The following is a 20,072-nucleotide window of genomic DNA, read 5'->3' as shown; positions in this document are numbered from 1 at the left end:
ACGGCCCCACGGAAACCACGGTCTACGCCGTCATGCATTTGTGCGCGCCGGACAGCCATCGTTCGCCGCCTATCGGTAAACCGATGCCGAACACGCAGTGCTACATCCTTGACGAAGCGCTCAATCCGGTGCCGGTCGGTGTGACTGGCGAACTGCACATCGGCGGTCCGGGACTGGCGCGTGGCTATCTGCACCGGCCTGGCCTCACGGCAGAACGCTTTATCCCGAATCCGTTTGGTCCGCCCAACAGCCGGTTATACAAGAGCGGTGACCTGGCGCGTTATCTGCCGGATGGCGCCATCGAACATCGTGGCCGTAGTGATGGACAGATCAAGCTGCGTGGACAGCGCATTGAACTGGGCGAAATCGAAGCGATGCTGGCGGCCATCGACGGCGTGACTGAAGCACTGGTCATGTTGCGCGAGGACGAGCCGGGCGAGCGTCGTCTGGTGGCTTATGTGGGCGGCAAGCTGGCGCCTGACGCCATCGCGTTACGCACAGCACTGCATCAAACCCTGCCAGATCACATGGTGCCCGCCCATTTCGTCCTGCTGGAGGCGCTGCCGTTGAACCACAATGGCAAGGTAGACCGGCGCGCTTTGCCGGCGCCGCAAGCCGGCGATGCAGCGGGTTACACACCACCGGCCACCGCGACGGAGGAGATCCTGGCTGCCATCTGGGCAGGATTGCTGAAGCAGGACAGAGTCGGTACGCACGATAATTTCTTCGCTCTCGGAGGACATTCGCTGCTGGTGACGCAGCTGGTATCCAAGATCCGCACCGCTTTCGGTATCGAACTCCCGGTTCGCGCGCCATTCGAGGCACCGACGCTTGCTGCCCTGGCGCGCCGTATCGACGCGGAGCATGGACACGATCTGCTGCCGGCTATTCTGGCCACGCCGCGTGATGACACGCTGCCGCTCTCGTTTGCCCAGCAACGCCTGTGGTTCCTGGACCAGTACGAGCCCGGCGCCGCCGTCTACAACATGCCTGCGGCCCTGCGCCTGCGCGGTAATCTGGATGCGACGTCCTTGCAGAACGCCCTGAACGAAATCGTGCAACGCCACGAATGTCTGCGCACCCACTACGTCCAGCAAGAAGGCATGCCACAGCAGGTCATTGTATCCAGACTGTCGCTTGCCTTGCCTGTTACCGATTTACGCGATCTGCCGCACGGTGAGCGTGAAGCCAGGGCTGAGTGGCTTATCGAAGCAGAAGCGCAGGCGCCATTTGACCTTTCGGCTGGCCCCGTGATCCGCGCATCGCTGTTGCGTCTTGCGGACGATGAGCATGTCCTGCTTTGCACCATGCATCACATCGTATCGGATGGCTGGTCGTCCGGAATATTTGTAAGAGAGCTGGCGGCGCTGTACACCGCGTTCTCGCAAGGAGCACCATCGCCGCTGGCGGCATTGACAATACAATACGCGGACTTCGCTGCCTGGCAGCGCCGCTGGCTGAGCGGAGAGGTGCTGCAACGCCAGTTGGGTTTCTGGCGGCAGCGCCTGCAGGGAGCGCCGGCGCTGTTGGCATTGCCGACCGAGCGCCCACGTCCGCCCGTTCAGAGTTATCGCGGCGCGTCATATGACTTCAGCATTCCAGCCTCGCACGTGGCGCCGTTGGCGGCTTTGACGCGTGGCGAAGGTGCGACGCTCTTCATGGGACTTGCCGCAGCGTTCAATCTACTGCTTTCGCGTTACTCCGGACAGGACGATATCTGCGTCGGTACGCCGATCGCTAACCGCAAGCACGCAGAGCTTGAAAACCTGATTGGCTTCTTCGCCAATACGCTGGTGCTGAGAACACAAATCGAGAACGGCGCCTGTTTCCGCACGCTGCTGCAACAGGTAAAAGGCAATTTGCTGGATGCGTACGCCCATCAGGATGTGCCATTCGAACAAGTGGTGGAAGCGGTGGCGCCACCACGCAGCCTTGCGTACTCGCCGCTGTTCCAGACGATGCTGATTTTGCAGAATGCGCCGGGCGACGCGCTTCAGCTACCTGGTTTGACGCTTGAACAGATGGATGCGGAAGTCGGCACTTCAAAGTTTGACTTCCGTCTCTCGTTATGGGAAGAGCAAGACGGTAGTCTGCACGGATCGTTTGAGTACAACACGGACTTGTTCGAACGTTCGACCATGGCGCGCATGGGCAGCCATTTCGCGCAGTTGCTGCAAGCAGCAGGCACGCAGCCGGACAGTGCGCTGGATGCACTGCCGCTGCTGAGCGTCGAGGAAAAAACACGACTGCTTCAAATATGGGACGCCATCCAGCCTGGCTTCACCAGCAAAACCGATGCGGAACTGGCGCTGCCTCTGCCTACGCACCATGTACTGGATTTGTTTGAGGCGGCCGCGCTGGCGGTGCCTGACAAAACAGCGATCGAGTGGCGTTTCGATCGTGTCAGCTACCGTCAGCTTGATGCCGACAGCAACCGGCTCGCCGGGCATCTGCTGGCCGACGGCATGCATCCCGGCGCGGTGGCCGCGATTATGCTGCACAATCCGGTGTCGCAGATCATTGCTACTATCGCCATCCTGAAAGCTGGCGGTGTGTTCACGTCGCTGAACCTGCGTTATCCGGTGCAGCGTGTACGAGAGATGCTGGAACTGGTCAGGCCTGACTGGATTATCACCGACCAGGATAGTGCGGTACAGGCAGCGCAGGCTGCAACTGGGCTGGAATGGCCGCATCGACGCGTGCTACTGGATGGCCCGCTTGATGGCGACGACAGATACGTCCGGGTCGCGGTTGGTCCTGACTCCCCGTGCCATATTTTCTATACGTCCGGCTCCACAGGAAAACCCAAGCCGGTACTGGGCCGGACCAGTGGCCTGGCGCACTTCATCCAATGGGAGATCGATACCGCATCCATAGGCCAGGACGTGCGGGCCAGCCAGCTGACCAATCCATCTTTCCATGTCTACTTGCGCGACATCTTCCCGGCCCTGTGCTGTGGCGGCACAGTATGCATTCCACCTTCGGATGAAGTGTTTGAAAGCGCTGCGCTGGCCAACTGGCTGGAAGCAAGCGAGATCACGCTGCTGCATTGTGTACCATCTTCATTCCGTCTGCTGTTGGGGGCCAACCTGTGTTCCGCCAGGTTGCGCGAGTTGCGCACCGTGGTAGTCGGTGGCGGTGCATTGCTGCCGCCGGACGTGAACCGCTGGAATAGCGTCTATGGCGGTACGAAAGAGCTGATAGGCGTGTACGGACAAACCGAAACCAGCCTGGCGAAATTCTTCTACCGCGTCCCGCCAACCCTGGTCACGGCTGGCTATCTGCCCATGGGCCGGCCGCTGCCTGGTGCACAAGCCATACTCTTGAACGCCAACCTGGAGCCATGCGCGCCTGGTGAAACGGGAGAGCTTTACGTCCGCACGCCTTACCGCAGTCTGGGCTACTATCGCCAGCCGGAGCTTACGCAAGCGGCCTTTGTCTCCAATCCATACAGCAAAGGCGAGCAGGACGTCTTGTACAAGACAGGTGATCTGGCCATGCTGCTGGCCGACGGCACTTTCCGTTATATGGGGCGGCGTGACTTCCAGGTGAAGGTGCGCGGCATGCGTGTCGAAACCGGCGAAGTGGAAAGCGCTCTCGGTGATTTACGCGACGTGGCGCAGGCCGTGGTGCTGGCGCATGATGCGGGCGAGGGCGAGAAATCACTGACCGGTTACGTGATCGCGCAGCCTGACCACGCCGATGCCGGTCTGCCTGCACGGATCCGTGCCCAGTTGCTGGATGCGCTGCCGGATTACATGGTGCCGTCGCATATCATGGTGCTGGAACGGTTCCCGCTCACGCCCAACGGAAAGATTGACCGTGCCGCCTTTCCTCGTCCGGAAGCCGGGCAGGGTGCGGCGCCATACGTGGCGCCGCGTACGCCAGCGGAGGCCAGGCTGTGCGAAATATGGACTGAGATACTGGGACTGGTACGCGTCGGCGTCCACGATGACTTCTTCCTGCTTGGCGGTCATTCACTGCTTGCTACGCAGGCAGTCGCGCGTGTCAATGCCGCCTTTGGTATTCGAATGCCAGTGCGTTCGTTATTCGAAGCGCCCACGATTGCCGCTTTGGCGTTGTGCATCGAACAGGCGGCGCGCGCCGATGGCGCCGCGCCCGTCATCAGGCCCCGCTTGCAAACCGCCACTGCGCCGCTGTCGTTCGCGCAGCGGCGCCTGTGGTTCCTTGACCAGCTTGAGCCAGGAAGCCCGCTCTATAATCTGCCGTCTGCGCTGCGCCTGAGTGGCACGCTGGATGCCGCCGCATTGGAACAGGCACTGAACCTGCTCGTGGTCCGCCACGCCGTATTGCGTACGCGTTTTGCATCACAGGACGGCGAACCTGTCCAGCTTATCGTGCCTGACCTGGCGCTGTCGCTGCCGCTGACTGACCTTTCTGCCTTGCCGCATGGTGAGCGTGTGGCGCGCGCGGATTGGCACATCCAGGAAGAGATGCGCGCACCATTCGATCTGGCTGTGGGGCCACCCATCCGCGCCCAGTTGCTGCGGCTGGAGCCGCAAGCGCATGTACTGCTGCTGACGGTACATCACATCGCAACGGACGGCTGGTCCAACAACCTGCTGGCCAGGGAGCTGGCCGACTGCTATCGCGCCGTCATCTCTGGTGAAACCGTGAAGCTGCCCGTGTTGCCGATCCAGTACGCGGACTACGCCAGCTGGCAGCACGATCATTTGCAGGGTGACGTCCTCGCGCGCCAGCTTGATTACTGGACGGCGCAGCTGGCTGGCGCCCCGGCCATGCTTGAGCTGCCAACCGACCGTCAGCGCCCACAGGCGCAGACGCACGAAGGCGCCATGTACCGCTTCACTCTGCCGGCCGCACGCCTGCGTGTCGTTGCGGGTGGCGAACGGGCTACATTGTTTATGGCCTTGACCGCCGTCTTCAGCATGCTGCTGGCCCGCTACAGTGGTCAGGACGATATTTGCATCGGCACCCCCGTAGCGAATCGTAGTCAGGCTGAAACGGAAAACCTGGTCGGCTTTTTCGCCAACACGCTGGTGCTGCGTACGCGTCTTGATTCGGACACGGATTTCAATGCCTTGCTGCGCCAGGTACGCACCACGGCGCTGGATGCCTTTGCCCACCAGGAGCTGCCATTCGAAAAGCTGGTGGAGGCATTGCAGCCCGAGCGCAGCATGGACCGCAGTCCCTTGTTCCAGGCCATGCTGGTACTGCAAAACACGCCCGGTGCTGCCTTTGCGTTACCGGGGCTGGAATGGCAGGCCATCGATTCCGATAGCCGTACGGCGAAATTCGATATCACGCTCGCGGTGGCAGGCGACGGAGATGTGCTGGAGGCAGGCCTGGAGTACAACACGGCCTTGTTCGATCACGACACCATTGCACGCATGGCCGGCCATCTGTTGCGGCTGATCGATGCTGCCTGCGCTGATCCCGCACTGCCGCTGGCCGAGTTGCCCATGCTGGGGCCGGAGGAACGGCAGCAGATTCTATACGGCTTCAACCCCGGACATTCTTCACCGCCAGGCACCATCCAGGCCATGTTCAAAGTGGCTGCCGGGCGTACGCCCGATGCCATCGCCGTCGAATATGAGGATCAGATACTCAGCTATGCCGAACTCGATGCACGCACCAATCGCCTGGCACGTGAGCTGCTTACGATGGGTGTGCGTACCGACGCCAGGGTCGGCGTGTGCCTCGAACGTTCGCCCGCCGTGGTCATTGCATTGCTGGCCGTGCTGAAAGCCGGTGCGGCTTATGTGCCGCTCGATCCAGGCTATCCGCGCGACCGCCTGTCCGCCATGCTGGAGGACGCTGCGCCAACCCTGGTGCTGACGCAGACCTCACTGATCGATCGCCTGCCCGCCATCAGTAGCGTCAGTATGGAGGCGTTGGAAAAGCGGGCGAAGCAGCAGGCGGCGGACAGCTTGAACTTGCACATCCCGCCAGACAGTCTGGCCTATGTGCTGTTCACCTCTGGCTCCACCGGCCGGCCAAAAGGAGTGGCCATGCCGTCAGCCGCGCTGGCCAACCTGCTGGCGTGGCAGCTGGAACAGCGGCGCAGCACGCAGACCATGCGTGTCTTCCAGTTTGCATCGCTGAACTTCGATGTCTCATTCCAGGAGATATTCTCAGCGTTGTGTGCGGGCGATACCCTGGTTCTGTGCAGTGAAGCGCGGCGCGCCGATCTTGACGGATTGCGAAGCTACATCGCCGAGCGCCGCTGCGGCAGGGTATTCCTGCCAAACGCCGTGCTACAGCACTTCGCGGGAGGACCCGACATGGCGCCGTGGCCGGAGCCGTGCGATATCGTGACCGCAGGCGAGCAGCTGGCCATCACCGATGCGTTGACCAAGCTGGTACGGACCACTGGTGCGGCGATGGTGTACAACCAATACGGACCCACTGAAACGCACGTCGCGACCCAGTCCGGCCTGGAAGTGAAACGTATCGCCGACTGGCCTGCGTTGCCGCCAATCGGACGCCCCATCGCAGGTATGTGCTGCCACATTCTTGACCGGGCGCTGAATCCGGTGCCGGTTGGCGTGGTGGGGGAGTTGTATATCGCAGGCGCGGGGCTGGCACGCGGTTATATCGGGCGTCCCGGCCTGACGGCGGGGCGTTTCCTGCCTAATCCTTATGGCGCTCCCGGTACTCGCATGTACCGCAGTGGCGACCTTGCACGCTACCGTGACGATGGCGAAATCGAGTTCCTGGGCCGCGCGGACCAGCAGGTCAAGCTGCGTGGCTTCCGTATCGAATTGGGCGAGGTGGAAGCTGCACTATCGTCCTGCGCCACTGGTTGCGAAGTCGTGGCCGTGGTGCGGGAAGATCAACCCGGCGACCGGCGACTGGTTGCCTATGTCGCGGGGACGAATCCACCCGACGCCGATGAGCTGCGCTCAGCACTGCGATCACTGCTGCCGGACTACATGCTGCCGTCCCACATCGTGCCGCTAGCAAGCCTGCCGCTGACACCCAATGGCAAGGTGGACCGGGGTGCCTTGCCGCTTCCCGAGGTGCGCGTGGGCGAGGGGCGTTACGAGGCGCCAGAGGGACCACTTGAAGAAACACTGGCTGGTATCTGGTGTGCCGTGCTCAATGCCGGGCAGGTCGGACGGCACGACAACTTCTTCTCGCTTGGCGGCCACTCGCTGCTGGCCATGCGCCTGATCGCGCGCATTCGTGAAGAATTCGACGTCGATCTGCCGCCGCGTACCTTGTTTGACGGTCCCACAGTTGCGGCGCAGGCCGAAGCTGTCGAGGCGCTGATTCTGCAAAAAATAGAAGGCATGACGGACGAGCAGGCCCGTTCCATCGCAAATGATTTGAGTGAGTAGAAAAAGATGAGCGACGATTCCAAACTCTCCGCGTCCAAACAGGCTTTGCTGGCCAAGTGGCTGCAGGGTAAAGTCAAGACCCAGTCCAGCATTCCGCGCCGTCCCGCTGATGTGCAGGCCGCGCTGTCGTTTGCCCAGCAACGCCTGTGGTTCCTGGATCAATATGAGCCAGGCAGTCCGTTCTACAACATGCCGATGGCCTTGCGCCTTACCGGGACTCTCGCTACGGATGCGTTGAACCGCACGCTGAATGAGCTAGTGCGCCGTCATGCCACCTTGCGCACGGTCTTTGCGCTGGATGGCGATATGCCGGTGCAGCGGGATACCGGCAAGGCAGAACTCACTGTGCCGCTGCACGATCTGACCCATCTCGCCGTCGCGCAGCGCGAAACCAAGGCGCAGGAATTGGCGCAGGCAGAAGCGCTCGCGCCATTTGATCTGGGTACGGGGCCATTAATCCGCGCCACCTTGTTACGCCTGGACGATCAACAGCATATTTTGCTGTTTACACTGCACCACATCGTGGCCGATGGCTGGTCACTCGGCGTACTGGTGGATGAAGTGGCTGCACTCTACGGCGCGTTCGTGCAGGGACAGGCATCGCCACTGTCCGAGCTGCCCATCCAATACACCGACTTCGCCCACTGGCAGCGCACCTCGCTGGACGGCGCTGCGCTTCAAAAGCAGGTCGATTACTGGAAGGCGCAGCTGGAGGAGGCAACGCCATTGCTGATACTCCCCACGGATCATGCACGGCCGGCCCGCCAGTCACACCGTGGGGCGGTGCTGCACTTCACCGTGGACGGCGTCACTGGCCAGGCGTTGCAGGCCCTGGTGCAGCCGGGCGGCAGCACCTTGTTTATGGCGCTGCTTGCCGCTTTCAACGTCCTGCTGGCGCGTTATTCGGGCCAGACCGATATCTGCATCGGCACACCTGTAGCGAACCGCTCACGTCCCGAACTGGAAAAGTTGATCGGCTTCTTCGCCAACACGCTGGTACTACGCACGCAGGTAAATGAGTACGCAAGTTTCAATGAGCTGCTGGCCGATACGCGCCGTACGGCACTCGATTCCTATGCCCATCAGGATGTGCCGTTCGAGCAGTTGGTCGAAGTGTTGAAGCCAGAGCGCAACGCGGGCCATAGTCCGCTATTCCAGGTGATGCTCGCCCTGCAGAATACACCGGCTGGCACCTTAGAACTGCCAGGCTTGCAACTGGATCCTGTGCTGACCGAACGCGTTACCGCGAAGTTCGACCTGATGCTCAACGTGGCGGAGGAAGCGGATGGATCGCTGGCCTGCGCGCTGGAATACAGCACCGACCTGTTTCAGGCAGCGACGATACAGCGTATGGCATGCCACTTTGCCCGGTTGCTCGACGCGATCGTTGCCGCGCCTTCAGCGCCGATTCATACGCTCGTCATGCTGGACACAAGAGAGCAGTTGGCACAACTGGAACAAGGCGGGCGAACCGCTGCGCCCCTCGCCGTCGAGCCGGTACACCGCATGTTTGAAGCGCAGGCACTGCGTACGCCGGACCGTATCGCACTGGAATTCGGACCGGTCACGCTCAGCTATGCACAATTGAATCGCCGGTCTGACATCCTGTCGCAGCGACTGCGTTCCCAGGGCGTCGGGCCGGATGTATGCGTCGGTGTTTGCACCAACCGCTCGCCAGAGATGGTGATTGGCGTGCTGGCCATCCTGAAAGCCGGTGGCGCCTACGTGGCGCTCGACCCGAACTATCCGCAAGAGCGCCTGGCCTATATGCTGTCCGACGCTGCGCCGCGCCTGGTGCTCACGCAGCGCGCCCTGCTGGAACGCTTGCCCGCCACGCCTTACCTGCTGCTGGACGATGCGGCGGAAGATGGCGAGGCGGCGGCTATCAGCACTGTCACCGGCCCGGACATGGCCAACCTGGCTTACGTTATCTACACCTCCGGCTCCACGGGCCGGCCCAAAGGCGTGGGCTTAAGCCATACCGCGCTGTCCAATCTCATCGCATGGCAGTTGGCCGAGCACCCCGTTACTGGCGGCCGGGTACTGCAATTCGCCTCGCTTAATTTCGATGTCTCGTTCCAGGAGATATTCTCTACGCTATGCGGAGGAGACACGCTGGTGCTGCTCGACGAAGCGCAGCGTCAGGACATGGAACATCTTCAGCATCTGGTGCTGAACGGAGGCTTTCGCCGCGTATTCCTGCCCAATGCCGTACTCCAGCAGTTTGCCGGCCTGCCTTTGCCGGATGCCGCAAAAGGCCATTGCGACATCATTACGGCTGGCGAACAGTTGCTGGCCGGTCCAGCAGTCAAGGCGCTCATGCGCGCGGCTGGCGGTAACCTGTTCAACCAATACGGCCCGTCCGAAACCCACGTCGCCACACAGTTCCGCCTCGACGCGCGCGACATGGACGACTGGCCCACGCAGCCACCGATAGGCCGCGCGATTGCCAATACCCGGATTTATATACTGGACGCCTATTTCAACCCGGTCGCTTCCGGCGCCGTGGGCGAGTTGTATATCGCCGGGATGTGTTTGGGGCGCGCTTACATCAATCAGCCCGCGCTGACTGCGGCAGCCTTCCTGCCTGACCCTTACGGCGCGCAGCCTGGGGCACGCATGTATCGCACCGGGGATCTGGCTCGTCGCCGGGCCGACGGAAATATCGAATACCTGGGACGTATTGACGGGCAGGTCAAGATACGCGGCATGCGCGTGGAATTGGGGGAGATCGAAGCCGCGCTGCGCGCACTGGCTGGTGTGCGGGAAGCCAGCGCGCAGGCGCGTGAAGATACTCCTGGCGACAAGCGTCTGGTGGCTTACGTGGCGATGGATGCGGATGCATTCCGGCCGCAAGACATGCGTGCCGCACTGTCGGGCGGCCTGCCGGAGCACATGCTACCCGCTCATATTGTCAGGCTCTCTCAACTGCCTTTGACCCGTAACGGCAAGGTGGATCGCCGTGCTTTGCCAGCGCCCGAGGGCAGCAGGGGAGAAGACGACTATGAAACGCCTGCAGGCCCGCTGGAAAGCACCGTCGCCGCTGTTTGGGCCGATGTGCTCAAGCTGGATAAGGTGGGGCGCAATGATAATTTCTTCCACCTGGGCGGCCATTCGCTGCTGGCGACGCTCGTCATGACACGCTTACGCCGCGCACTGCGTCGCGACATCGCGCTGCGTACCTTGTTCGAAGCACCCACCGTACGTCTGCTGGCGGCCAGCATCGCCCAACAGCCCGATATCGAAGATAGCCATATCCCGGTTGCATCAAGGGATGTGGCCTTGCCTTTGTCCTTTGCCCAGCAGCGTCTGTGGTTCCTGGATCAGCTGGAGACGTCGAGCGCGTTCTACAACATACCATTCGCGCTACGCGTGCATGGGCGGCTCGACACGGCGGCGTTGCAGCGCACACTAAGCCATGTCCTGGAGCGCCACGAAGTGTTGCGCACCCGTTTTGTAACTGAAGCCGGTACGCCCGTGCAGCGCATTTCGACGGTAGCCGAACTGGCGCTTCCAGTTGTCAGTCTGGTGCACTTGCCGCACGCCGAACGCGAGGCGCAAGTCACGTGGCGCGCGCAGGTTGAAGCGCAAACGCCGTTTGATCTGATGCAGGCGCCGTTGCTGCGCGCCAGCCTTCTGCAACTGGCGGAAGACGAACATATCCTGCTGCTCACCATGCACCATATCGCTTCAGATGGATGGTCGGTTGGCGTGTTGGTGCGCGAAGTCGCCGCATTGTACAGCGCCTTCGCTCAAGGCCATGCAGCGCCGTTGGCGCCATTGGCGCATCAATACGCCGATTACGCCTGCTGGCAACGCGAGCGTCTCGCTGGCGACCGTATGCAGCGACAACTGGACTACTGGCTGAAACAACTGGCCGATGCGCCAACTTTGCTCACGCTGCCGACGGATCGTCCACGCCCTGCGGTACAGACCTACGCCGGTGCGTCGCACGTGTTCACCGTTGACAGCAGTGTGACGTCGGTTCTAAGGGACATCGGTGCGCGCCAGGGCGCCACGCTGTTCATGACGCTGGCGGCGGCCTATCACATCCTGTTGGCGCGTTATGCCGGGCAAAGCGATATCTGCACCGGCTCACCCGTAGCTGGCCGTGAGCACGCAGAATTGAGCGACTTGATCGGGTTCTTCGTCAATACCGTTGTGCTGCGGTCCCGTCTCGACTTGCATCTGCCTTTTGCGGCTTTGCTTGAGCAAATGCGTCAGGTAGCGCTGGACGCTTTCGCCAATCAGGATGTCCCGTTTGAACAGTTGGTTGAGCGCCTGGCGCCCGAGCGTGACGCCAGCCATGCGCCGCTGTTCCAGGCCATGTTCGTGCTGCAGAACGCTCCAATCGGTGAGCTGGAATTGCCGGGACTACGCCTGTCTCCTGTCACCACCGGAACAGTTAGCGCCAAGTTTGACCTCACGCTGAGTGTGAGCGAGGACGAAGGAGGACTATGGTGCGCGCTTGAATACAACACGGACCTGTTCGAAGCCTCCACTATTGAAAATATGGCCGGCCACTACGCCCGCCTTCTGCAAGCTCTGACTGAAGCGCAAGACACGCCTATCGGTGACCTGCCGCTGATGGACGGCATCGAGCGGGCGCGCACGCTGCGTGTTCCCTCCGCCAGCCACATTGAATCACTCTGCCTGCACCAACTGTTTGAGCAGCAGGCCGCAAGGTCCCCGAGCGGCATCGCACTGGTGTGCGAAGACCAGCGTTTGAGTTACGCTGAACTGAACGCCCGCGCCAATCGCGTGGCACACCAGTTGCGCGCCATGGGTGTCGGACCAGACGTATTGGTGGGGCTCGCTGTGGAGCGCAAACCGGAGATGATCGTTGGCTTGCTGGCGATTTTGAAGGCGGGCGGCGCCTATGTTCCGCTTGATCCATCATATCCAGAGGACCGTATCGCCTACATGCTTGCCGATGCCAAGCCGGCCGTTGTGCTGGCGCAGCCGCATACGGCGCCCGCATGTGACGCACCAGTCCTGTGCTTCGACGATGAAGCGCTGTCAGCGCAGCCGGACGGCAACCTGGCCAATCTCACCACGCCATCGAATCTGGCGTATGTCATCTACACCTCCGGCTCGACCGGCCGACCCAAGGGAGCGCTGCTCCAGCATGGCAATGTGACGCGGCTGTTCAAGGCAACGGCGCAGTGGTTCGATTTCAGCGACAAGGATAGTTGGAGCCTGTTCCATTCGTATGCCTTCGATTTCTCGGTATGGGAGATCTGGGGCGCGCTGCTGTACGGCGGCAAGCTGGTGATGGTGCCGTATCTGGTATCGCGTGCGCCGGAGCAGTTCCACGCCTTGCTGGCAGCGGAGCAGGTGACGATCCTGAACCAGACCCCATCAGCATTCCAGCAACTGATGGAAGCCGACCGCCAGCCCGGCGCGCCAGCCCTCAGCCTGCGTCGGGTGGTGTTTGGCGGCGAAGCGCTGAACCAGTCCGCGCTGGCGCCGTGGTTCATCCGGCATGGCCGCACGCAGCCGCTGCTGGTGAATATGTACGGCATCACCGAAACCACGGTGCACGTCACCCATGTGCCGCTGCATGCGGAGATCGCCAGCGCATCGCCGATCGGCGTGCCGATTCCTGACCTGGGTGTGTACATTCTGGACAGCCGCCAGAATCCGGCGCCGGTAGGCGTTCCGGGCGAGTTGCACGTGTCTGGTGCAGGGCTGGCACGCGGTTATCTGAACCGGCCGGACCTGACGGCGGAGCGCTTCGTGCCCGATCCGTTCAGTGCTCAGGCAGGATCACGCATGTATCGCTCGGGCGATCTGGCGCGCTGGCTGCCGGATGGCGGCATCGAGTACCTGGGCCGTATCGATAACCAGATCAAGATACGCGGTTTCCGCATCGAGTTGGGCGAGATCGAGTCGGCACTGGCGGCGCTGGATGGCGTACGCGAAGCGCTGGTGCTGGCGCGCGAAGACAACCGGGGCGACAAGCGCCTGGTGGCATATGTGGTGTCCTCGCTGGAGGAACCGGCGTTGCGTGCAGGCCTGGGCAAGACCCTGCCCGAGTATATGGTGCCGTCGCACTTTGTATCGCTGGAGCGCTTTCCGCTGACCGCCAACGGTAAAGTGGACCGCAAGGCGCTGCCGGCGCCGGACCTATCGCGCAGCCAGGCTTCCTATGTCGCGCCATCGGGCGAGGTTGAAATCGGGGTGGCCGCGATCTGGGCTGAAGTGCTGATGGTGGAGCGTGTCGGCCTGCACGATAACTTCTTCTCGCTAGGCGGTCATTCGCTGTTGGCAGCCCAGCTGGTGGCACGCGTGCGGGACGCATTTTCCTGCGAGCTGCCGTTACGCAGCCTGTTTGAGTCGCCGACAGTAGCAGGGATGGTACAACGCATGGCTGTCGCCAAGGCGGGAGCGCCTTCTGTCGCCGCCATCACGGCCGTGGATCGCAATGGCGTATTGCCACTGTCCTTTGGTCAGAAACGGTTCTGGTTCCTGGACCAATACCAGCCGGGCAGCGCGGCATACAGCGCCCCGATTGCGTTGTCGCTGAAAGGAATAGTGGACCCGGATATTCTGCAGCGTACCTTCAACCATCTGGTGGCCCGGCATGAGCCTTTGCGTACCGTGTTCACTGCGGAAGACGGTGAGCCTCGGCAGCTGATATTGCCACCTTTTGCACCGGTGATCGATACGCGTGACCTGAGTGTGCTGAGCGAAATTGAGCGCGATCATCAGATCAAGGACGCCATCCGCAATGAAGCCGTCACGCCGTTCAATCTGCGCCATGGACCGCTATTGCGCATAGCGCTGCTCAAACTGCATGAGCAGGAGCATGTACTACTGCTAACGCTGCACCACATTCTGTACGATGGCTGGTCTATGGGCGTTCTGCTCGACGAGTTCACTACGCTGTATTGTGCCTTGCGCGAAGGCGCATCACCGGCCCTGGCGCCTTTGCCTGTGCAGTATGCGGACTACACGCACTGGGAAAACGTTCAGTTGAGTGGAACTTCGCTGGATAGCCAGCTTGACTTCTGGCGCGCGCAACTCGCTGATGCGCCAGCGCTGCTCGCGCTGCCGGTTGATCGCGCGCGTCCGTCTGTCATGACACATAACGGCGCCACGCTGCACACCGTGATATCCGTTGAAACCACCCATGGTTTGCTGCGTCTTGGACAGTCCCGGCAGGCGACTTTGTTCATGGTACTGGCTGCGGCGTTCAACACGCTGATGCACCGTTATACCGGGCAGGATGATCTTTGCATTGGTGCATTGTCTGCCAACCGTCCTGCTGGCACGACCGGATTGATCGGGATTTTCGTCAATATCCTGGCCTTGCGCAGCCGTGCCAGTATCGATGAGCCATTCACCGCAGTCCTGCAACGCACCCGTGATTCCCTGCTGGCGGCCTACGAGAATCCGCTGCCGTTCGAACTGGTGTTGAGCCATATCGCCCCGCAGCGCGACGCCTCCAGCCTGCCGTATGCGCAGGTCGCGCTGAATTTCCACAATGAGCGCGATCCCAAGGTGGACGATACAGCCTTTGCCCGCAGCCGGGCAGGCGGCCTGCATATCGCCGGACTGCATGGCTCCAGCGCGACCCACGCCCACTTTGAGCTGAAGCTGGAAATGGGACTGGAAGGCGACGTCCTGCATATTGACTACGAATACAACACGGACCTGTTCGACGCGTCCACCATTGAAAGTATGGCCGGCCACTATGCCCGCATTTTGCAAGCGCTGACAGAAGCGCCAGACACGCCAATTGGCGACCTGCCGCTGATGGACGATAGCGCGCGAGCGCTTACGCTGCGCGTTCCCTCCGCCAGCCACACGGAATCACTCTGCCTGCACCAGCTGTTCGAGCAGCAGGCTGCGAGGTGCCCGGACGCCATCGCGCTGGTATGCGAAGACCAGCGTCTGAGCTACGCTGAACTGAACGCCCGCGCCAACCGCGTGGCGCACCGGTTGCGCGCCATGGGTGTCGGGCCAGACGTATTGGTGGGACTCTCTGTGGAGCGCAAACCGGAGATGATCGTTGGCCTGCTGGCGATTTTGAAGGCGGGCGGCGCCTATGTTCCGCTCGATCCATCATATCCAGAGGACCGTATCGCCTACATGCTTGCCGATGCCAAGCCGGCTGTTGTGCTGGCGCAGCCGCATACGGCGCCCGCATGTGACGCACCAGTCCTGTGCTTCGACGATGAAGCGCTGTCATCGCAGCCGGACAGCAACCTGGCCAATCTCACCACGCCATCAAATCTGGCGTATGTCATCTATACCTCCGGCTCGACTGGCCGACCCAAGGGAGCGCTGCTCCAGCATGGCAATGTGACGCGGCTGTTCAAGGCAACGGCGCAGTGGTTCGATTTCAGCGACAAAGATAGCTGGAGCCTGTTCCACTCGTATGCCTTCGATTTCTCGGTATGGGAGATCTGGGGCGCGTTGCTGTATGGCGGCAAGCTGGTGATGGTGCCGTATCTGGTATCGCGTGCACCGGAGCAGTTCCACGCCTTGCTGGCGGCGGAGCAGGTGACGATCCTGAACCAGACCCCGTCAGCATTCCAGCAACTGATGGAAGCCGACCGCCAGCCCGGCGCGCCAGCCCTCAGCCTGCGCCAGGTGGTGTTTGGCGGCGAAGCGCTGAACCAGTCCGCGCTGGCGCCGTGGTTCATCCGGCATGGCCGCACGCAGCCGCTGCTGGTGAATATGTACGGCATCACCGAAACCACGGTGCACGTCACCCATGTGCCGCTGCATGCGGAGATCGCCAGCGCATCGCCGATCGGCGTGCCGATTCCCGACCTGGGTGTGTACATTCTGGACAGCCGCCAGAATCCGGTGCCGGTAGGCGTTCCGGGCGAGTTGCACGTGTCTGGCGCCGGGCTGGCGCGTGGTTATCTGAACCGGCCGGACCTGACGGCGGAGCGCTTCGTGCCCGATCCGTTCAGCGCTCAGGCAGGGGCGCGCATGTATCGCTCGGGCGACCTGGCGCGCTGGCTGCCGGATGGCGGCATCGAGTACCTGGGCCGTATCGACCACCAGATCAAGATACGCGGCTTCCGCATCGAGTTGGGCGAGATCGAGTCGGCATTGGCGGCGCTGGATGGCGTGCGCGAAGCGCTGGTGCTGGCGCGCGAAGACAACCGGGGCGACAAGCGCCTGGTGGCATATGTGGTGTCCTCGCTGGAGGAGTCGGCGTTGCGTGCAGGCTTGGGCAAAACCCTGCCCGAGTATATGGTGCCGTCGCACTTTGTATCGCTGGAGCGCTTCCCGCTGACCGGCAACGGCAAAGTAGATCGTAAAGCGCTGCCGGCGCCGGACCTGTCGCGCAGCCAGGCCGACTATGTCGCGCCATCGGGCGAGGTTGAAATCGCCGTAGCCGCAATCTGGGCCGAAGTGCTGATGGTGGAGCGTGTCGGACTGCACGATAACTTCTTCTCGCTGGGCGGTCACTCGCTGCTGGCGACACAGGTCATATCGCGTACCCGCACGCGCTTCAACGTGAACCTGCCATTGCGGTCGCTGTTCGAATCGCCGACGGTCGGCGCCATTGCCGCATTGATCGGTGAAACGGAACAGGACAGCGCCGCCGAGCATATCCCACAAGCGGACCGCAACCAGGCCTTGCCGCTGTCCTATGCACAGCAGCGTTTGTGGGTGCTGGATCAGTTCACGGCCGGTACAGCCTCGTACAACGTGCCTTTCGTACTGACGCTGCGTGGTCAGCTCGACGTTAAGGCATTACAACGCACTTTGAACGAAGTAGTCCGCCGTCATGAAGCGCTGCGCACTACCTTCCACGCGGAAGATGGCATACCGGTGCAGCGTGTCACGGCTTCCGTGACGCTACCGCTGGTGCAGACCGATCTAAGTGATTTGCCACGTTCCGAACGTGAAGCCCATGCCGCATGGATGGCACAGGACATGGCACAGGCGCCTTTCGATCTGGCGACCGGACCGCTGATCCGTGCTTCCATCGTACGCATGGGTGAAAGCGAACACCGCTTCATGCTGACGATGCACCATATCGTCTCCGATGGCTGGTCAGTCGGTGTGTTGGTAGGCGAATTGGCTGCACTGTACAGCGCTTATACGCAAGGCTTGCCATCTCCACTTGCGCCGCTGTCGATCCAGTATGCCGACTTTGCGCAGTGGCAGCGCAACTGGCTGATTGGCCCGGTGCTGGATGCGCAGCGCAGCTACTGGCGTGATTATCTGTCCGGTGCTCCAGCGATTCTGACGCTGCCCACTGACCGTCCACGGCCTCCGGTGCAGACATATCGCGGTGCGGTGCATTATTTCCATTTGCCCGCATCAGTGGCAACAGGCCTGCAGGCGCTTGGCCGCGAGACTGGCACAACGCTGTTCATGTCGCTGGCCGCAGCATTCAATATCGTGTTGTCGCGCTATAGCGGACAGGATGATATCTGCCTGGGGACTTCCATCGCCAACCGTAATCGCGCTGACATCGAGCCTTTGATTGGCTTCTTTGTCAACACACTGGTGCTGCGCACGCGAATTGACCGTTCAATGCGCTTCCGCACATTGCTGGAAGGGGTACGCGCTGATTCGCTGGCCGCCTACGCGCGCCAGGATTTGCCATTCGAGTATCTGGTAGATGACTTACATCTGGAGCGCCAGCGCAGCCACTCGCCATTGTTCCAGGTGATGCTGGTGGTGCAGAACGCGCCACTGGGCGACCTGGAATTGGCCGGACTGGAACTGGAGCCCTTGCGCGCCGAAACCGCAAGCGCCAAATTCGACCTCACGCTGGGCGTAGGCGGCGAGGGCGACACGCTGTCGGCCAGCATGGAATACAGCACGGATTTGTTTGATGAATCCACCATCGTCCGCATGGCGCAGCACTTTACCCGCCTGCTGGAGTCGATTGTGGCGGCTCCGGATGCACGCATCGGGGACCTGGATATGTTGACACCAGCCGAGCGTCAGCTCGTGCTGTACGGCTGGAACGACAGCGCGACACGGCATACGTCCGGCTTGCCCATACACCGGCAGATCGAAGCCCAGGTGGCGCGCACACCCGAGCGCACGGCGGTCCTGTGCCGTGGCATTCGCCTGAGCTATTCGCAGCTCAACGCGCGCGCCAATCGTCTGGCCCACCGGCTGCATAGCCACGGCGTGGCACCCGACACATTAGTCGGTGTGTGCATGGAGCGTTCGCTGGAGATGGTGGTTGCAGTACTGGCGGTGCTCAAGGCCGGTGCTGCGTACGTGCCGCTGGACCCCGGTTATCCCGAACAGCGCCTGTCCTACATGCTGGACGATGCGCGTCCGGCGGTGCTGCTTACGCAAAGCCATCTTCCCATCGCGCGGCAAGCGCTCGGCGTGCCCGTCGCGTTCCTTGATCGGGAGGATGATGCAGCATATCCGGATACCAATTTGCCGCTGCAGGCTGTCGCCCAGAACCTGGCGTACGTGATTTACACCTCCGGCTCAACGGGCAAGCCGAAAGGAACGGCGGTGCACCAGGGGGGCTTGCTCAATCTGGTGAACTGGTTTGTGAAGCAGTTCGGGATTGGCGCGGAGGACAAGATCCTGCTGTTCTCATCTTTCAGCTTCGATTTGACCCAGAAGAACCTGTATGCTGCCCTGATTTCAGGTGGCGAGCTGCATTTGCCCGCCGAAGGCTACGATCCGCAAGGCGCGGCGACGCTCATCCGCGAGCAGGGCATCACCTGTATCAACTGCGCGCCAAGCGCGTTCTACCCACTGCTGGCTCACGGGCCGCTACCTCTGCGTCATGTGTTCCTGGGCGGAGAGCCAATTCGCGCCGAGCTGTTACTGGAATCGTTCAGCCATCGCACGAAAGTCCCGGCCATTCACAATACCTACGGCCCGACCGAAGCGTCCGATGTGGTGTCGTTCCACAGCTGGGACATGGCCCAAGGCAGTACGGTGATTCCGATTGGCCGTCCCATCGCCAATACCCAGCTCTACATCCTTGACCAGGATATGCAGCCAGTGCCGCCAGGCGCGGCGGGCGAACTGCATATCGGCGGCGATGGTGTAGGTCGTGGCTACCGCCAGCGTCCGGCGCTGACCGCCGAGAAGTTTGTACCCGATCCATTTGGCACCAGTGCGGGCGCACGCCTGTACAAGACCGGCGATCTGGCGCGCTTCCTGCCAGATGGCGCGATCGAATACCTGGGACGGATCGATCATCAGATCAAGCTGCGTGGCTTCCGTATTGAACTCGGGGAGATCGAGGCCGAGCTGGGCGCGATTGCCGGAATCGGCGAAATGCTGGTCATGCTACGCGAAGATACTCCCGGCGACAGGCGCCTGGTAGCCTATTTGTGCGGCCCAGCGGTACCTGATGCGCCAATGCTGCGCGCCACGCTGCTGCGTAGCCTGCCGGACTACATGGTCCCGGCACACTTTGTCGTACTGGAGAAGATGCCTTTATCGCCGAACGGAAAAATCGAACGGCGCGAGCTTCCGGTACCGGATGCCGTCTCCTTCGTGCAGGAGTATGTCGCACCCTCGACGCCCGTGGAGAAAACCATTGCCGCGATATGGGCCTCGGTATTGAAGGTTGGCCGCATTGGCGTTCAGGATAACTTCTTCGAACTGGGTGGCCACTCGCTGATGGCAGTGCAGGTACTAAGCCGCATTACCCGCGAGACCGGCGTGACGCTGCCGATTGAAACCATCTTTGCGGCACAAACCGTGGCCTTGCTGGCGCGGGAACTGGAGACACGGCGTCCGGCGCCACAAGACGGCGTGACAACGATAAGGATTTAA

Annotated in this window: 2 protein-coding genes; both read left to right on the top strand. The window is 61.8% G+C overall.

Annotation, left to right across the window (positions count from 1 at the left end):
* Window positions 1–7,325: non-ribosomal peptide synthetase (locus BUA36_RS06505; RefSeq protein ID WP_139260370.1), on the top strand; the 7,325-nt coding region annotated here is incomplete at its 5' end.
* Between the two features lie 6 nt (window positions 7,326–7,331).
* Window positions 7,332–20,072 (top strand): non-ribosomal peptide synthetase, encoded by a 12,741-nt coding sequence (locus BUA36_RS06500; RefSeq protein WP_072782516.1) that lies wholly within the window; start codon window positions 7,332–7,334, stop codon window positions 20,070–20,072.

Origin of the sequence: Duganella sacchari, from assembly GCF_900143065.1 — a bacterium.
GTDB lineage: Bacteria > Pseudomonadota > Gammaproteobacteria > Burkholderiales > Burkholderiaceae_D > Rugamonas > Rugamonas sacchari.
Note: the sequence above shows the minus strand (reverse complement) of the source record. Positions and strands in the feature narration are given on the sequence as shown.

Bases quoted from the DNA above. Each gene is read 5' to 3' on its own strand.
- BUA36_RS06500 (WP_072782516.1), top strand. From the start codon at position 7,332: ATGAGCGACGATTCCAAACTCTCCGCGTCCAAACAGGCTTTGCTGGCC.